The sequence below is a fragment of the Rhizobium sp. CRRU65 genome (assembly GCF_048551595.1).
Taxonomy (GTDB): Bacteria; Pseudomonadota; Alphaproteobacteria; order Rhizobiales; family Rhizobiaceae; genus Rhizobium; species Rhizobium leguminosarum_J.
This window is the reverse complement of the sequence record NZ_JBLYZH010000006.1, coordinates 127,371-143,209: the sequence shown is the minus strand read 5'-3', so window position 1 is coordinate 143,209 and position 15,839 is coordinate 127,371. Positions and strand designations below refer to the sequence as shown.

At 62.2% G+C, this 15,839-nt stretch carries 18 protein-coding genes and 1 riboswitch; of the genes, 12 read left to right on the top strand and 6 right to left on the bottom strand.

The features are described 5' to 3' along the window. Positions 1 to 185 precede the first annotated feature (185 nt). Both ACM5SV_RS14535 and ACM5SV_RS14530 read left to right on the top strand, forming a co-directional pair. On the top strand, positions 186 to 1,088 hold the full coding sequence (locus tag ACM5SV_RS14535; protein ID WP_128407677.1) for a LysR family transcriptional regulator: 903 nt from the start codon (positions 186 to 188) through the stop codon (positions 1,086 to 1,088). 113 nt (positions 1,089 to 1,201) lie between these two features. Further along, a complete protein-coding gene (locus ACM5SV_RS14530; protein WP_017994613.1) occupies positions 1,202 to 1,978 on the top strand; it encodes a DUF1194 domain-containing protein in 777 nt (258 codons plus the stop codon). Between the two features lie 123 nt (positions 1,979 to 2,101). Here ACM5SV_RS14530 and ampC read toward each other — a convergent pair whose 3' ends face one another. Further along, a complete protein-coding gene (gene ampC / locus ACM5SV_RS14525) occupies positions 2,102 to 3,259 on the bottom strand; it encodes a class C beta-lactamase (protein ID WP_128440344.1) in 1,158 nt (385 codons plus the stop codon). Positions 3,260 to 3,382: 123 nt separating this feature from the next. Between ampC and ACM5SV_RS14520 the strand changes: the two genes are divergently transcribed. Beyond that, positions 3,383 to 4,267 carry a LysR family transcriptional regulator gene (locus ACM5SV_RS14520; protein ID WP_017994611.1) on the top strand — a complete coding sequence of 295 codons (885 nt, stop codon included), beginning with the start codon at positions 3,383 to 3,385 and terminating at the stop codon, positions 4,265 to 4,267. 270 nt (positions 4,268 to 4,537) lie between these two features. Here ACM5SV_RS14520 and ACM5SV_RS14515 read toward each other — a convergent pair whose 3' ends face one another. Next, positions 4,538 to 5,227, bottom strand: a complete 690-nt coding sequence (locus ACM5SV_RS14515) for a VOC family protein (RefSeq protein ID WP_222014144.1) — start codon at positions 5,225 to 5,227, stop codon at positions 4,538 to 4,540. A gap of 188 nt (positions 5,228 to 5,415) precedes the next feature. Further along, positions 5,416 to 6,036, bottom strand: coding sequence for a CGNR zinc finger domain-containing protein (locus ACM5SV_RS14510; RefSeq protein ID WP_222014143.1), 621 nt, complete (start codon positions 6,034 to 6,036; stop codon positions 5,416 to 5,418). Positions 6,037 to 6,207: 171 nt separating this feature from the next. Here ACM5SV_RS14510 and ACM5SV_RS14505 point away from each other — a divergent pair, with 171 nt between their 5' ends. The 4 genes from ACM5SV_RS14505 (at position 6,208) to ACM5SV_RS14490 (ending at position 9,276) form a co-directional block, all read left to right on the top strand. Further along, entirely contained in the window at positions 6,208 to 6,942 is a 735-nt protein-coding gene (locus tag ACM5SV_RS14505) for an alpha/beta fold hydrolase (protein WP_222014142.1), read from the top strand. Positions 6,943 to 6,955: 13 nt separating this feature from the next. Then, positions 6,956 to 7,477 (top strand): TMEM175 family protein, encoded by a 522-nt coding sequence (locus tag ACM5SV_RS14500; RefSeq protein ID WP_260689131.1) that lies wholly within the window; start codon positions 6,956 to 6,958, stop codon positions 7,475 to 7,477. Between the two features lie 117 nt (positions 7,478 to 7,594). Then, complete coding sequence (locus tag ACM5SV_RS14495) at positions 7,595 to 8,440, top strand: alpha/beta fold hydrolase (protein WP_012758133.1); 846 nt, start codon at positions 7,595 to 7,597, stop codon at positions 8,438 to 8,440. A 65-nt stretch (positions 8,441 to 8,505) separates the two neighbouring features. After that, positions 8,506 to 9,276, top strand: coding sequence for an SDR family oxidoreductase (locus ACM5SV_RS14490; RefSeq protein ID WP_222014141.1), 771 nt, complete (start codon positions 8,506 to 8,508; stop codon positions 9,274 to 9,276). Positions 9,277 to 9,343: 67 nt separating this feature from the next. Here the strand turns inward: ACM5SV_RS14490 and ACM5SV_RS14485 are convergent, their stop codons facing one another. Then, positions 9,344 to 9,778 (bottom strand): 6,7-dimethyl-8-ribityllumazine synthase, encoded by a 435-nt coding sequence (locus tag ACM5SV_RS14485; RefSeq protein WP_012758131.1) that lies wholly within the window; start codon positions 9,776 to 9,778, stop codon positions 9,344 to 9,346. Between the two features lie 78 nt (positions 9,779 to 9,856). Beyond that, positions 9,857 to 9,999: riboswitch (FMN riboswitch) on the bottom strand. A 239-nt stretch (positions 10,000 to 10,238) separates the two neighbouring features. Between ACM5SV_RS14485 and ACM5SV_RS14480 the strand changes: the two genes are divergently transcribed. Together ACM5SV_RS14480 and ACM5SV_RS14475 are read left to right on the top strand one after the other, a co-directional pair. Next, the gene (locus ACM5SV_RS14480) at positions 10,239 to 10,685 is read left to right on the top strand and encodes an SRPBCC family protein (protein ID WP_128440338.1); all 447 of its coding nucleotides are present in this window, start codon (positions 10,239 to 10,241) and stop codon (positions 10,683 to 10,685) included. A gap of 185 nt (positions 10,686 to 10,870) precedes the next feature. Next, the gene (locus ACM5SV_RS14475) at positions 10,871 to 11,176 is read left to right on the top strand and encodes a GCG_CRPN prefix-to-repeats domain-containing protein (protein ID WP_222014140.1); all 306 of its coding nucleotides are present in this window, start codon (positions 10,871 to 10,873) and stop codon (positions 11,174 to 11,176) included. 115 nt (positions 11,177 to 11,291) lie between these two features. Here the strand turns inward: ACM5SV_RS14475 and ACM5SV_RS14470 are convergent, their stop codons facing one another. Then, positions 11,292 to 11,516 (bottom strand): hypothetical protein, encoded by a 225-nt coding sequence (locus ACM5SV_RS14470; RefSeq protein WP_222014139.1) that lies wholly within the window; start codon positions 11,514 to 11,516, stop codon positions 11,292 to 11,294. A gap of 204 nt (positions 11,517 to 11,720) precedes the next feature. Here ACM5SV_RS14470 and ACM5SV_RS14465 point away from each other — a divergent pair, with 204 nt between their 5' ends. From ACM5SV_RS14465 to ACM5SV_RS14455, 3 genes are all read left to right on the top strand, one after another. After that, positions 11,721 to 12,824: an adenylate/guanylate cyclase domain-containing protein gene (locus ACM5SV_RS14465; RefSeq protein WP_222014138.1), complete on the top strand. Its 1,104-nt coding sequence runs from the start codon at positions 11,721 to 11,723 to the stop codon at positions 12,822 to 12,824. Between the two features lie 73 nt (positions 12,825 to 12,897). After that, complete coding sequence (locus tag ACM5SV_RS14460; RefSeq protein WP_222014137.1) at positions 12,898 to 13,542, top strand: winged helix-turn-helix domain-containing protein; 645 nt, start codon at positions 12,898 to 12,900, stop codon at positions 13,540 to 13,542. Then, positions 13,539 to 14,783 (top strand): MFS transporter, encoded by a 1,245-nt coding sequence (locus ACM5SV_RS14455; RefSeq protein ID WP_222014136.1) that lies wholly within the window; start codon positions 13,539 to 13,541, stop codon positions 14,781 to 14,783. The genes ACM5SV_RS14460 and ACM5SV_RS14455 overlap by 4 nt, the downstream gene beginning before the upstream one ends. Here ACM5SV_RS14455 and ACM5SV_RS14450 read toward each other — a convergent pair. Further along, positions 14,770 to 15,702 (bottom strand): LysR family transcriptional regulator, encoded by a 933-nt coding sequence (locus ACM5SV_RS14450; protein ID WP_222014135.1) that lies wholly within the window; start codon positions 15,700 to 15,702, stop codon positions 14,770 to 14,772. The genes ACM5SV_RS14455 and ACM5SV_RS14450 overlap by 14 nt on opposite strands. Positions 15,703 to 15,839: the final 137 nt, after the last annotated feature.

Here is a 15,839-nt window from a genome sequence, read left to right as displayed (position 1 = left end):
CCATAATCTGGTTCGGGCAACGCGGGCCTTGCGGTTGCAAAGGCGGGGTCGCTCGAGATGGGGCTGCTGCGAACGCGCCTCCATCGGGTTGTCTTGTTTTCGCAAGGTGAATATGGCGAAAACTCCATTACTCGATTAGATGGAAATATCTGGATTCTCTTTTGCATCCATGCAAAAATCAGAACATGGCTGATCTGAACGACATCGCGGTTTTCGTGAAAGTGGCGCAGTACGGTAGCTTCAGCCGTGCTGCCCATTCCCTCGGCATGCCGGTATCGACCGTCAGCCGGAAGGTGACGTCGCTGGAGGAGCAGCTCGGCGTGACGCTTATACAGCGCACGACCCGCAAACTGAGCCTGACCGCGCAAGGCCGGGCCTATTACGACAGGTGCAGCGAACCGCTCGCCCATCTTCTCGACGCCGAGCACGCGCTCACCGAGACACAGAGAAAACCGGAAGGTCTGCTGAAGATCTCCGTGCCAGTCATCTTCGGACAGGAGGTCTTCTACGAATTCGTCTCGGCTTTCCAGAAGACCTATCCGAAGATCCAGGTTGACCTCTTCGTCACCAACCTGTTCCTCGATCTGATCGCGGAGAACATCGATCTCGCCATCCGCTTCGGCGACCTCAAGGATTCAACCATCGTCGCGCAGCGGCTCGGCAAGAGCGTGCGTTATCTGGTCGCCGCACCGGACTATCTGAAGGGCAGGGTGCTTCCCTTGAAGCCCGAAGAGCTGAAGGACCATCAGTGCGTGCTCTTGAATGGCCGCAACGGCGAGGCGGAATGGCATCTGGTGAGCGGTCGCAAATCGGTTCACCTGCATGTGTCGGGGCCGATATCGAGCCGGGATTTCGACGCGGTAAGCGCCTTCACCTATCGCGGACACGGCATCGGCCTGCTGCCTTCGACCTATTGCGACGAGCAGATCAGAAAAGGCGAACTCATCCGCCTGCTGCCGGACTGGTCGTCCGAGGAAATTTTCGTGCACGCCGTCTATCCCACACGCCGCTTCCTGCCCTCCCGATTGCAGGTCTTTCTTGAGGCGCTGAAGGCATGGAATACTCCCTTGTGGCTTCCCTTGCATTGAAGGCCTTCCGATCCATCACCGAAAATTGAAGCTGCACGCGCGGGCGAGCGTCCAGCGTCCGCCAAGCTGTGTTAGAGTTCTCCCGCTTGGATGGCGCAGGGATTGGATTGCCAATGCTGACGACACTTGCGGTGCTTATGGGTCTTTCCGGCCTCGTGCCCATCGCGCAGACGGGGGGAAGCGAGGTCGATGTGACCCTCGTGCTTGCCGTCGACACCTCGCGGTCGATGGACTTCGAGGAGATCGGCATCCAGCGCGAGGGTTATGTCGAAGCGCTCAAGCACAAGGAATTCATCGACGCGGTGAAGGACGGGCTGACCGGCCGCATCGCCATCAGCTATTTCGAATGGGCTGGCTATGTCGTTCAGGATTCCGTCATCGACTGGCAGGTGATCGAGACGGAGGAGGATGCGATCGCTTTTGCCGATAAACTCGAAGCCCGGCCGATTGCCACGCAGCGGCGCACATCGATCTCCACCGCGATCGCCCAGGGCGCCAGCATGATCGTTTCCAGTCCCTTTCAGTCCAGGCGCCAGGTGATCGATGTCTCCGGCGATGGGCCGAACAATTCCGGCAATCCCGTCACCCCCGCCCGCGACAAGGCGGTAGAAGCCGGCATGATCATCAATGGTCTCGCCATCATGCTGCGGCCCTCCGATGCACCCAACGGGCTCGACAAATATTATGCGGATTGTGTGATCGGCGGTCCCGGCGCCTTCGTGCTGCCGGTCCGCAAAATCGAGGATTTCGCCGTTGCCGTGCGCCGCAAGCTGGTGCTGGAGATCAGTGGCCTATCCCCGCCGGCGACGGTGCAGAAAACAGCCGGCGTCGAGACGGGCGCCGACTGCCTGATCGGTGAGAAGCAATGGCGCGACATCTTCGACCGTTGATACCAGAACAGGATGATTTTAGGCCGGGGCGGCCTAAAATCTCAATCCTGTTCTGAATTAGATAGTTAGAGCATGATGTTGTCCGAAAACCGCGTACACTTTTCGGCATCATGCTCTACCGGGTCAGCGCGCCGACGTTATATCAGTCAGTATCCGGTAAGCGGCAGAGACGCGATCCTCGTTGGGATAGTTTTTGTTGGCCAGAATGACGATGCCGAGCCGCTCCTTCGGGATGAACGCGACATATGCGCCGAAACCATTCGTTGAGCCGGTTTTATTGATCCAGACATCCTCGCGCGGTTCCATTGCGGGCGTCAGTTGCTTGACGGGAATGGTCTTCAGCATCGCGCTGGAATTGTTGTCCAACAACGTCGTCAGCGTCGCCGGATAGGAATACTGCTCCCAAATAAGGTCTTGGGTCATCGCGCCGACATCGAAGTATCCCCTATGCGTGTTATTGATCGCCTGCTGGAGCTTATCGCCCAGTTCGACCAGTCCCATGTTCGCGTCGATGAACCGGATCATGTCGCTTGCTGTGGATTTCACGCCATAGGCCTCGGACGAAAGAATGGCAGGTGTCATCCGCGCCGGCTCGCCGTTCCGCTTGTAGCCTTGGGCATAATCCGCCATCCGCGATTTCGGCACATCAATAAACGTGCTTTTCAATCCAAGGGAGGGAAACAATTTGCCTTCCATCAAAGCGACGAAACCGTCATTCATGCTTTTCGCCGTTATATATCCAAGCATCCCGATGCTTGGATTGGCGTATGTCCGGTGCGTTCCGGCGGCATATGAGGGTTTCCAGGTTGCGAGATACTCCATCAGTTGCTTCTCGGTTTTGACTTCATCGGGAACTTGAAGCGGAAATCCACCAGCCGTATGGGTGCCCAAATCCGTCAGGACGACATCGCCGAACGGCCTTCCCTTCATCGCCGGCAGATATTTGTTTGCCTTGTCCGACAGCGAAAGTCGGCCGGTCACGTCTGCGTAGGAGGTGAGGGTGACTGTAAAGGTTTTGCTGATCGATCCCAGTTCGAACATGGTCGCCGGGCTGACGGGCCTGTTCGTGTCCTTCGACTCGACGCCGTAGTTGAAGATGTGGTTCTGCCCGTCAACGGCGATGGCAACGGCCATGCCCGGAATGCCGTATTTATCCATGATTGGTCTTATCGCGGCGTCCGAGATGGCTTTCAGTTTCAGCGCGTCAGCCGCAAGGCCACTTGTGGAAATGCATGTCGAGACCAATGCGGCCGATAGAATTTTTATCCAATTACGATTCATTTTCATCCGCCGCAGGCAGCTTTTCATCAGCGCAAAGGCGCATGAGGACGGCATTTAATGGCACTGTTTTGCGGCAGCAAACGATGATATCTCGGAGGAGATCCAAGAAAATCTAGGGCTAAGATGGTTCGGCAATTCCTCCCCTTAAATGGCTTGAGGGCCTTCGAAGCATCGGCGAGACATCTCAGCTTCACCCGCGCCGCGATCGAGCTTTGTGTTACCCAGGCCGCTGTCAGCCAGCAGGTCAAAAGCCTGGAGAAGCGATTGGGGGCTGCCCTTTTTCAGCGTCTCCCGAGGGGCTTGAAAATCACCGCAGAAGGCGAAGCTCTTTTGCCGACCTTGACCAATTCCTTCGATCAGATGGCGATCATGCTGGACCGGATTGAAGCCGGGCAGGTTCGGGAATTGCTGTTCCTGGGCGTGGTCGGGACGTTTGCCGTCGGCTGGCTGTTGCCAAGGCTTTCGGATTTTCAACAGCAGCATCCGTTCATTGATGTGCGCGTTTCGACTAACAATAATCGCGTCGATATGGCGGCCGAGGGACTGGACTTTGCCATTCGCTTCGGCAGCGGCTCCTGGCACGGCACAGAGGCGCTGCGTCTGTTCGACGCTCCGCTCTCTCCTCTGTGCACACCCAAATTGGCCGAGCGTTTAAAGTCGCCTGCAGATCTGGTCGAGGCGACGCTTTTGCGGAGCTATAGGGCGGACGAGTGGAGCACGTGGTTTACCGCAGCGGACGTCCCTCCGGCGGCACAGATAAACGCCGGTATCGTTTTCGACTCTTCCCTCGCCATGATGGAAGCGGCCCTGCAAGGACTGGGGATCGCTCTGGCACCGCCGTCGATGTTTTCCAGACATCTATCCTCGGGGGCTGTTAGACAACCTTTTCCGACGACCATATCATTGGGGAGCTATTGGCTTACCCGGCTGCAATCGAGGCCGCCAACAGCAGCCATGCTTGCATTTTCCGATTGGATAACGTCGCAGAAGTCTCCCGCATCTCAATGAAGGCTTCCGGCGCACCCCAATATCCGACTTCGGTCTGCGCCCCGCGGATGGGGCCGGCGCGAAGCCGCAATGCGCGAGGCGGACTCATATCCGACGTCCGGGCCGATATAGCCGACGGGATAATCGGTTGACTGCAACAGCGAGAGGGTGGGGGACCTCCTGACGTCGGCAAGGAGACCGGTGAGATTGGTGAGGCGAAGACACGATAAAGCGTTTCGGTATGGCGCGCGCCATACCGAAGTTCCCTTACTTCTCAGAGGATGTCACCGCCTATAGAGGTAGCTGCTTGCCGGCCTGTTCGCTGACCATGTATTCGGCGTACCAGTCCGGCCAGTTGTCGTCGTGTTTGCCGCCGTTTCGCTTCTCGTGTTCGCCGTGCGCGGTCGCCGCACGGCGCATGGCTGACGCGAGATCGGTCGAGGTCGTGAATGTCGTCCCGTCGGCGTCGATGCGTCCTGGCAGGCGCGTGGTGACTTCCTGGAACAGCCAGCCGTTGCCATCGGGATCCTTGAAGGAGGCAAAGGAGCGATAGCTGCGGTGATCGGGATCGCGGCCGGCAATGCGGAGCCGCCCGAACAGATAGGGTTCGTCCTTGCCGGCATAGACGCCGGCCGCGTCATGAAACACCTCGCTCACCTCGACGCCGCGGGCGATGAGATCGCGGCGGGCGGCTTCGATGTCGGAGACGATAAGGTAAAGGCCTTGGGCCGAGCCGGGTGGCGCGGCGGTGACGTTCTTGCCGAAGATGATCGCGCAGCCGGAACCGGGCGGGGTAAACTGGATCACACGGAAATCGGCATCATTGGCGAAGTCGGCGTCGAGCCGCCAGCCCAGGCCGTCGTAAAAACGTTTGGCGCGGTCGACGTCGGAAACGGGGATGACGACCACCTCGAGCTTGGTGTCAACGGGCTGTGTTCTCGGGGTCTCAATGGGGGTTTCACTGCGCATGGCATTGCTCATCTTCAGCTCCTTGAGGTTTTGGATGCGTTAAGAATGGCGATACATGTCACCGGCCAGTGGACCACAGCGCGGTGAGGCCGTCGAATCAATTATTCTGTCCGATTTGGCTGATATTGGCGGATTCCACGCCCATTCCGGTTGAAGGGCAGATTCCGGCCTGGCCGCGCGAAGATCCCGCAAACGGCGCGTCACTGATGATCCGCCTTCAGCCGATGCCGGTGAGCTGCCTGTTTTGCGCGGTTGCCGCACATAGCCATACTGCACCAGCGCCGCCGGTGGCCTCGGGTGTGATCGGCAAAAAGCAACGTGCAGGCCGGCCCTTCGCAGGCCTTCACCGTGGAGAAATCCTCGGTGCAGACGAATTGCGCCAGCGCCTCGCCGACCGGCAGCAGCAGCGCATCGGGTGCGCGCCATTTGCGCATTGGTTGAAGTGCGAGTGTGGCATCGGCATGTCCTGCGATGATGCGGCTGAAGCCCTCGTTACGTTCGAGTAGGCGGTTCAGCGGCTCCAACTCCTCCAGGGCATTTGCCGGAAGAGGGCGGCCCTTGTGGCTGCGGACGAAATCCCGGAACCATTCGCGCAGGCTCCTTGCCTGGTCTGCGACCTTGTCGAGTTCGCCCGGCAACGCCTGCGCTCGCATTGCCTCCAGCGTCGCGTGGGGGACGAGCCCCGCCTGCTCCAGCCAGCGCAGCAGGCCTTCGCCATCATCGATCCAGTCGACTGGCGTATCGACCGGAGTGGCGATCGAATTCAAAAAATCCAATCCCAGCGCATCGCCGACGAAAAGGGCAGGTGAGCGGTTGTCCATCATAACTCCTGTTCCGGTCGCCACTCGCCACGATGTGCACCGCTGGCGGTCTCTCGAAGACATGAGTGACATGTAACCTCTTAAAAGACGCTTGACAAGTTACGCGCTCCAGGAGTAACCGTCATAAACACATTAGATAGGTTACTTTGGCAGAGAGCAAGGAGAACGCTGATGTCCCCCGAGAATGTGAATCTCGCGAACAGTGTGAATGTCGTATTTGTCCACGGCGCATGGGCGGATGGTTCGAGCTGGACAAAAATCATTCTGCCGCTCACCGCCGAAGGCTTGAGCGTGTTCGCGGTGCCGCTGCCGCTGACCTCCTTCAGCGACGATGTCGCAGCCCTTGAGCACACGCTGGAGCGGGTGACCGGGCCGGTGGTTCTCGTCGGCCATGCCTATGCCGGCGCGGTGATCGCTGCGACCCGGGACGAGAAGGTCAAGGCGCTGGTCTATATCGCCGCCCTGGCACCTGATGAAGGCGAGACGGTCGCCGATATCTTCTATCGCGGCGAGCCGCACCCCAAGGCGCCGAAGCTCGCGCCCGACAGTCATGGCCTGATCTATCTGCCGCAAGAGGCTTTTAGCACCGCATTCGCGCAGAATGCCGAGGCGGGTGAGCAGGCGGTGCTTGCCGCCGTACAGCGGCCGATCTCGCCGGCCTGCATCACTGTTCCCGTGCCGCGCCCGCTCTGGAAGGACCGTCCGGCCTGGTTCCTGATCGCGGAACAGGACCGGATGATCGTTGCCGACAATCAGCGCTTCATGGCCGAGCGCATGCAGGCGCGGGTGCGCTCACACGCCGCCGATCACACGCCAATCGTTACGGCGCCTGCCGCCGTGCTCGACATCGTCAGGGAGGCGGCCGCCGCGGTGGAGCCTGAATTCAACTGTCAAAACAAGGGATGAGGAGGAAATCGAGATGCACGGAGAGAAGATGACGACCGAGCGGGTGAGCGCCTTTTCAGACGCCATGATCGCGGTGATCATCACCATCATGGTGCTGGAGCTCAAGGCGCCCGAGGTTCCCGACATATCAGCCGTGCTTTCGCTCTGGCCGATCCTGGTCAGCTATGCGCTGAGCTACCTGTTCATCGCGATCATCTGGATCAACCATCATCACCTGCTGCGGCTGGTGCGCTTTGCCTCTACCCGGCTGATCTGGATCAACTTCGTGCACCTCTCCCTGGTGTCGCTGCTGCCGTTCACGACGGCCTGGATGGCGAGGACCGGCCTCGCGCCGATGCCGGTTGCCGTCTATGCCGCGGTCTTCGTGCTGGTCAATGCTGCCTATCTGATGTTCGAGCGCGAGATATTCGCGCAAGCCGAGGCGGGCGCCATGCCGGAACCCGCCTGGCGCGCCGGCGGACGCTCATCGGCCTGGCGATCTTTGCCGTGGCGGGGCTCGTTGCTCCCTTCGTACCGCTCCTCGGCTTCTTCCTGATCTGCTGCGCCCTCGTTCTCTATCTCCAGCCGGAGATCTTCAACAGCCGCCAGCAAGGGCAGGCGGAATAACCAGACCGGAAATACCAATCAAGTTATCACAGCAAAGGAGACTGTCATGTCCACCATCAGATACCGCACCGCCGACGTCGACGGCTTCAACATCTTCTATCGCGAGGCCGGTTCGCCGGATGCTCCGAAGCTGCTCCTGCTGCACGGCTTTCCGAGCGCCGGCCACATGTTCCGCGACCTGATGCCGCTGCTCTCCGATCGCTTCCACATCGTCGCGCCCGATCTTCCGGGCTTCGGACGATCCGACCTGCCGGCACGCGGCGCCACTTTCGACGGGATCGCCACGACCATCGATCGTTTCACCGAAGTCGTCGGCTTCGATCGTTACGCCGTCTATGTGTTCGACTACGGCGCGCCGACCGGCTTCCGGCTGGCCGTGAAACATCCTGACCGGATCATGGCGATCATCTCGCAGAACGGCAACGCCTATGTCGAGGGCCTGAGCGAGGGCTGGAACCCGATCCGGGCCTATTGGGAGGATGCGTCCGAGGAGAACCGCAATGCGCTGAAGGCGATGCTGCAGCCGGAAACGACGGTCTGGCAATATACGCATGGGGTTGCCGATCCGACGACGGTTTCGCCCGACGGCTATTCGCTCGACAATTTCTATCTGGCGCGGCCCGGCGTCGAGGACATACAGCTCGACCTCTTCGGCGACTACAAGAGCAATGTCGCGCTCTATCCTGCCTTTCAGGATTATTTCCGCACCCACAAGCCGCCGTTCCTGGCCGTGTGGGGCAAGAACGATCCGTTCTTCCTGCCGCCCGGCGCCGAGGCGTTCAAGCGCGATAATCCCAATGCGGTCGTCCGCTTCCTCGACACCGGCCACTTCGCGCTGGAAACGCATGCCGCAGAGATCGCGGCTGCGATCCGCGATTTTCTGGCCCGCTGAGAGCAGAACCAGGCGCTGCCCGCCGGAAGGGGCGGGCGGTCGCCCAAGCCAACAGGAGAGACGACATGTCTGATACAGTTGCCATCATCACCGGCGCCAGCCAGGGCATCGGCCAGGCGACGGTGCTGCGCCTCGCGCGCGATTTTTCCGCGCTGGTGCTGGTCGCGCGCAACCGCGCCAATCTTGAGGAGACCGCGCAGGCGGTGAGGGCGGGCGGCGCGCAAGCCCTCGTCATCGGCGCCGACCTCGCCGAGCCGGAAGCGGCGCAGGCCGTGGTCGATCAGGCGCTTGGCGCCTTTGGCCGCATCGATGCGCTGCTCAACATCGCCGGCGGTGTGCCGCAGATCGATCTTTTCGAGATGACCGATGCGCAGTGGGAAGACGGGCTGGCGCTAAAGCTGCACGGCGCGAGGCGCCTGACGGTTGCGGCATGGCCGGCGCTGAGAGAGGCGAAGGGCTCCGTCGTCTTGATGTCGGGCAATTCGGCGGTGTTTCCGAAGGCGCCGTATGCGGCGGTCGGTACCATCAATGCTGCCATCGTCGCACTCGCCAAGGCCTTTTCCGATCGCGGCATCACCGATGGCGTGCAGGTCAACAGCGTGCTGCCCGGTCCCGTCATGACCGGCCGGCGCCGCTCCTATCTTGAGCACTGGGCGCGGCTGCACGGTGTGAGCGTGGAGGAGGTGACCGCGCATTTCCCCGAGCAGGCGGGCATCGCCCGCTACGGCGAGCCGGAGGAAATCGCCGAACTGATGGCCTTCCTGGTGTCGCCGGGTGCCCGCTGGATGACCGGCTCGGCGCTACGCATGGATGGCGGCGAGGTGAAGTCGATCTGATGCGGTCGACGGCGGGAGTGCCCCGCCGTCTTCATCTCCTGCGTTCCTCTATTCGTCGAACCGCTGACTACGCGGCAAGAGCGGCGCGCGTTTTGCCGATCGTCAGAGCCGCTTTTGCTGCTTCGCGGCCTTTCTCGACGAAGTGCGCGCGGTAGATCTGCTTGTGGTGCTCGGTTTCTTGATACTGATGCGGCGTCAGTGAGACCGACAGTACCGGCACGCCCGTATCCATGCCGGCGCGCATCAGCCCATCGACGACGGCCTGAGCGACGAATTCGTGGCGGTAGATTCCGCCGTCGACGACGAAGGCGGCGGCAATGACCGCGCAGTAACGTCCGGTTGCCGCAAGATCGCGTGACAGCAGCGGCATCTCGAATGCGCCGGGGACGTCGAACACGTCGACCTGCTCGGGCGGAATAAGCTGATGGAAGCCATGAAGGGCGCGGTCGACGATGTCGGCGTGCCAACTGGCTTTGACGAAGGCGTAGCGGGTGGGTGTCACGGTAATCTCCTTTGGCGAACAGACACATCACCCAAGGCGATCACGAACGTTCCCGACAGCCGCAAGGGCGGCAGGAACGCACGTTCTCTTTCATCCGGACTATGACCGTCGGCTCAGGCATCTCACCTGATCTGCTGACCCTTCCTAAGAAGGCGCTCGCGGGCTCGCAATCGAAATTGCATACCGCCGGTAGGGACTTGCACCCCGCCCTGAGAACGGCGCGGACAATAGGGGGAAGGCGGCGGGCTGGCAATAGGTCGATATGCTTTCGCGGCCGGAGCTGGATCAGGCTCCCCAAGCGGCGATTTCGCTCGTTCGCCGATGGCGGCGGGCAATCCCTCTTGCGGAGGAGGAGCTTGCGCCTACATGCTCTCCGTGAGGACATCCACGTCAGAAGCACGACAAGACAGGACGCGCTGTCTCCGCCTGGGCGGGGCCGTGACAACCATGGGAGAGAGTGATGCCAGAATCTTTCGTCGTTCACCGCGAGGCGCATATTGCGGCGCCGCCGGCCGCGGTGTTTGCGCTGATGACCGATCCGGAGAAGATCCTGCGCTGGATGGGAACGGAAGCGCAGGTCGAGCCGCAGCCCGGCGGGCTCTATCTCGTCAACGTCACCGGCGCCCGCTTTGCGCGCGGCTCGTTTCGTGAGGTGGTGCCGGTTCATCGCCTTGCCTACAGCTTCGGCTGGGACGGCAGCGAAGTGGTGCCGCCGGGGTCGAGCCTGGTCGAGATCGACCTGATCGAACAGGAGGGCGGAACGCTGTTGCGGCTCACTCATAGCGGCCTGCCCAGCGCCGATCAATGCGCCGGCCATGCGGAAGGCTGGGCGCATTACCTGGGGCGCCTGACCGAAGTCGCCGCCGGGCGGGATCCGGGTCCCGACGCTTTTTACGGCCGGACATGAACAAATTTGCCGGCAGCGGGGCGTCTCTGATGCGCTTGCGGTTGTGACAACAACGGTCGGCGAGCGCCCAAGCGGGTCGTGCGGAAGCGCTTCTTTTGCTACCGCAAACATGAACGCGCAGTTCATCTCCAGTTCAATTTAGCGGTCCTAATCTGCGGACGGCTGGATTGAAAATGGAGTTCACGATGAAGGCACTTTCTATCGCGGCTGCCTTGCTTGCCGGCAGCCTCTCGATCGGTACCGCGGAGGCAATGCCGATGGGGACAATCAATGTCCAGAGCAGTGTCACAAAGGTCGACTACGCCTGCGGTCGCGGCTGGCATCTGACGCGCTGGGGCGAATGCCGGCGAAGCTGGAGACGCCCGCCGCCCGTCGCTTTCTACGGTGGTCCGCCCCGCTGGGGCTGGGAGCGGCGTCACCGCGATTGGGATGGGCCGCGCTGGCGCCATGAGCGGCGTTGGGATCGCGACCGTCGTTGGCGGGATGACTAAGGGTCTCGCTTAGATGCAAATGGACGAAGGCCGGAGCGATTTTCGCCCGGCCTTTTCTCATGAAACGGCGTCGCTGACGCTGACAGCCAGCGTTCTTGCGATTTGCCCGAGAGGGTCAGATCCTGCTGACGAGCCAGTGCTTGTCGTCGATCAACTCCTCGAGTTCGACGGGATCCTTGACGCCGAATTCGAACCATTCGACGAGTTCCTTCGCCTTGCGGCTGCTCTCCTCCGCCGTCAGCTCGACCTGATACCTTTCGCACCATCGCCGAAGGATCGACATCAGCAGCGTCATGTCATTCCCATCCAGCGGATCTTTCGGCCAGAATATCGTGCCCATCGTACCCCTCAATCACACGATGACGAATGGCCCTATAATGGAATCAAAGTTGCGCAAGTTTAAAGTGTTTATTTTTTGTTTTCCACCGCGGCGCATGGTTTTTCGACAGGGGAGTGGACGCCTTTTTCCGAGCCCGGGGATGACCGCAAGCGGTCACTCCGGGATGTCCTTGCGGCCGCCCCGGTGAGCGTGCGATGTTAAGCCATGGATCTGCCATCTCCCCTTGCCTGGCTGGTTGACGAGGCCGGGGCCTCGCCTGGTCCCGAACGGTTTCTGGCCGAGCTCGGGCGCCGGTTGCTGGCCGATGGCCTGCCGATTTCCGGCGGCGCGCTGACACTTTCGGTGCCGCATCCGATCATCGCGCGGCGCACCTGGCTGTGGCGAGCCGAGACCGATGCTGTCATCGAGGCTTTGGCCTTTGCCGCGGCGCCGCAGAGCGAGGCTGGGCGCGAGTGGCTGGCTGGGCTCGGACCGGTATGGGAGGAGAGAATCGGGCCTTCGCAGGATAGTCCGATACTCGGCTGGGCGGGGGTTGCAAACGGGGCAGGGGGCAGCGCATTCGGCCGGGTCGAGGCTGGCCTGCTGCGCGAAGTCGCGCGTTTTTCCGTAGCCCCGCTCGCCGCTTTGGCGGCGCGGGAGGCGCGGGCCGCGCTGCTTGAAGCCTATCTCGGTCGGCGCAGTGCCGCCCGGGTGCAGGCCGGCGCCCTTGCCCGCGGCACCGGCGAGACCATCCGCGCAGCCCTTCTCTGCGCTGATCTGCGCGACTTCACCGCGCTCTCCGAAGTGACCGAGCCTCACGTCATGATCACGGCATTGGACGCCTGGTTCGACCGTGTCGCAGGCGCCGTGCATGCCTTCGGGGGCGAGGTGCTGAAATTCATCGGCGACGGTGTGCTGGCGATCTTTCCGGTCACGGTTACGTCGGGTGAGGGCGACTCTGCCCGAGGGGATCGCGAGGCCTGCGAGGCGGCACTGCGCGCGGTCGCCGCCAGCCGTGCCGGCATGGTTCATCTCGACCAGGTGCGCCAAGCGCAGGGGCTGGCGCCGCTGCCCTTCGGCGCAGCATTGCATTTCGGCGAGATCCTGTGGGGGAATATTGGTGCTGCAGACCGGTTGGACTTCACCGCCATCGGCCCCGCCGTCAATCTGGTCAGCCGGCTGGAAGGGCTGTGTAAGCCGCTCGGCCGAAGCGTTCTGATCTCGGGCGCGGTGGCGGCGAATACGGCGACGACCCTGATCCCGCTCGGAGAACATCTATTGCGCGGCATCGCCCAACCTTGTGCGGTCTTCACCCCGCCGGAGGATTGAGCCGCGGGCAGGGTGCTCGCATTTATGCAAAGAAAGCTTTGCAAAGATATCTTTGCAATAGTAGGTTGCCCGCATGAAAAATCCGCGCCCGCAGCCTGTTCAATCCGTCACCACACCCCGCATCCTCAACCGCGTCGTGCCCGATCCGACCGCGCTGAAGGCGCTGACGCATCCTGTCCGGCTGCGCATGCTCGGCATGCTCAGGCTCGATGGACCTGCCACGGCGACGCAGCTGGCCGTGCGGCTAGGCCTAAATAGCGGCGCGACCAGCTATCACCTGCGGCAGCTTGCCCAATACGGCTTCATCGAGGAAGCGCCCCATGCTTCGCGGCGCGACCGCTGGTGGCGTGCCAGCCACGAGCTCACCTCGGTGCCGGCAAGCGAGGTTGAGGGCGAAGCGTTGGATCTCGATCTCGCCTTCAACCAGGCAATACTCTCTCTGCAGGTCGGCCAGATGCAGCAGGCGCTGGAGGAATATGGCGAGCTGCCGGCGGAGTGGCGCAAGGCGAGCACGGCCAGCGACATCATCATCCCGATGACGGCGGAACAGGCCGAAGCCCTGACCAGGCGGCTGACCGATATCATTCTCGAAGCGATGCGGGTGGCTCCGCCTTTGGGGGACCTGGCACCCCTGGATATGGTTCCTTTCTCGATCATGCTGCACGCCTTTCCCTATCCGGGCCGGCTCCCACATCGCGAGGGGGATGATGGGTCATGAGGAAGGGTGGGCCATTCCTGGCGCTTGCCGCTGCCGAGACGCTTTCGCTTTCCGGCACGCGGCTCTCGACCATCGCTATCCCCTGGTTGGTGCTGAGCACGACGGGCAGCCCCGTTTTAACCGGGCTGGCGGCAATGATGGAAATGCTGCCCTATGTCGCCGCCAAGGCGCTCAGTGGACCGTTGATCGACCGCGTCGGCCCCAAGCGCATCGCTGTCGTCTGCGACACCGCCTCGGTGGCCGTGGTGATGCTGGTACCGCTCCTCGATTGGCTCGGCCTGCTTGATATGCCGCTGCTACTGCCTGTTGTCTTTGCCATGGGTGTGCTGCGCGGTCCATCCGATGCTGCCAAGCAGGCGATGGTGCCCGATATTGCCGAATTGGCGGCTGTGCCGCTCGAGCGGGTGACCGGCCTCGTTGGCGCCATCGAGCGGCTGGCCTCGACGGCGGGTGCGGCCGGTGCCGGCGCGCTGATCGGCCTGATCGGCCCGGGCCAGGCGCTGGTGGTCAATGCCGTCACCTTTGCCGCCGCTGCGCTGATTGTGGGCGTAGGCATCCCCGGATTGCGGCGCGTCTCCGGGCCGCGCGGCCTGCCCGAAGCCCGGTCGGGCGGGATGTCCTCCTATCTCGGCGATCTCAGGGAAGGCTGGCGCTTTCTGCGCGGCGACGCGGTGCTCGTCAGCATCGTCATCATGGTGGCGACCACCAACCTGCTGGACCAGGCCTATCACGCGGTGCTACTGCCCGTCTGGACGCAGAGTTCAGGCCATGGCCCGGAATTGCTGGGGGCGATGTTTTCGGCCTTCACCGGCGCCTCGATCGCAGGCGCTGCGATTGCCGCTGCGATCGGCGAGCGGATGCCGCGCTTGATGGTTTATACCGTGGCCTTCCTGCTGACCGGATTTCCGCGCTTTCTCGTTATTGCGCTGGATGCGCCACTCCCCATCATCTTCCTCACCCTGGCAATCGCAGGATTTGCCTCGGGCTTCCTCAATCCGATCCTGTCGGCGGTGATCTTCGAGCGCATCCCCAAGCCGCTGACCGGCCGCGTCACCGCGATGAACGCCGCCCTCTGCTTCGCGCTCATCCCCTTCGGCGGCCTCATCGGCGGCGCCCTGATCAGCACGATCGGCCTCGCCGCGGCGCTCTCGCTCACCGGGCTTGCCTATCTCGCCGCAACCCTCTTTCCCCTGGCGCTGAAGAGCTTCCGCGGCTTCGACAAGCCTATCACCCAGACCTAGCGTCGCGGTTGCGTGCCTCGCTCTGGTCTCCAAGCTCCTCGACCATCAGATCGATGAAGCGTCGGACACGCGGTTCCAGCAGGCGCTTGTCGGGATAGAGAGCGACGATCTTTGCGTCGTCAGTTTCGACGCTGGGCAGGACCTGCCGGAGGCGCCCGGCGACGAGATCGTCGGCGACGAGAAAATCGGGAAGCAGCGCGATGCCCAGTCCCGCCAGGGCGGCGTCGCGGATCGCCTCTGTGCTGTCGAGCCTCAGACGGCTGCGCCCTTGCGCTTTGACCCAGGGACCGCCTTCACCGCGAAAGCGCCAACCCTGCCTTTGATTGCGGCTGGCAAAGATCAGGCAATCGTGGGCCGTGATATCGTCGATATCGCCCGGCTCGCCACGCTCGGTAAGGTAGGACGGCGAGGCGCAGAGCCGCGCCTTGTCGCTGGCGATGACGCGCGAGACCAGGCGGGTGTCCGACGTCGTCGCGCCGACCTGGATCGCCAGATCAAAGCCTTCCTCGACAATGTCGGCCGGGCGATCGGTGAAGCTCACTTCGACCTGGACCTCGGGCCAGGCCCGAAGATATTTTTCAAGCAAAGGCAGCACGATGAGCCGCCCGAAGGCATCGGGAACGGTCAGCCGGAGAACGCCTCGCAGCGTGCTGTTCTGCCCCGCCACGCTCGCCTCCGCCTCGTCGACCGATGCAAGGATATGCAGCCCGCGCTCGTAGAACATCCGGCCTTCGTCGGTCAGGTTCAGCGTCCTCGTCGTGCGGTTGAGCAGGCGCGCGCCGAGCCGGTCTTCCAGGCGGATGACCGCCTTGCCTGCCGCCGAACGGGACAGGCCCATGGCTTGGCCGCCGGCGATAAAGCTCCCCGCATCCACGACGGCCATGAAGATCAGGATATCGTTCAGGTTCGTACGCGGCATGAGGCAACTCGAGCGGTTCGGCTACGTCAATAAGTCGGGCAGTCATGGGATCGTTCAAGACCCGGACCATCAACGCCCATCGCGGCAGTAAGGTCCCCACGCTTCGCTTTTATGTAGACGTCCCTTCGCCAATCAAC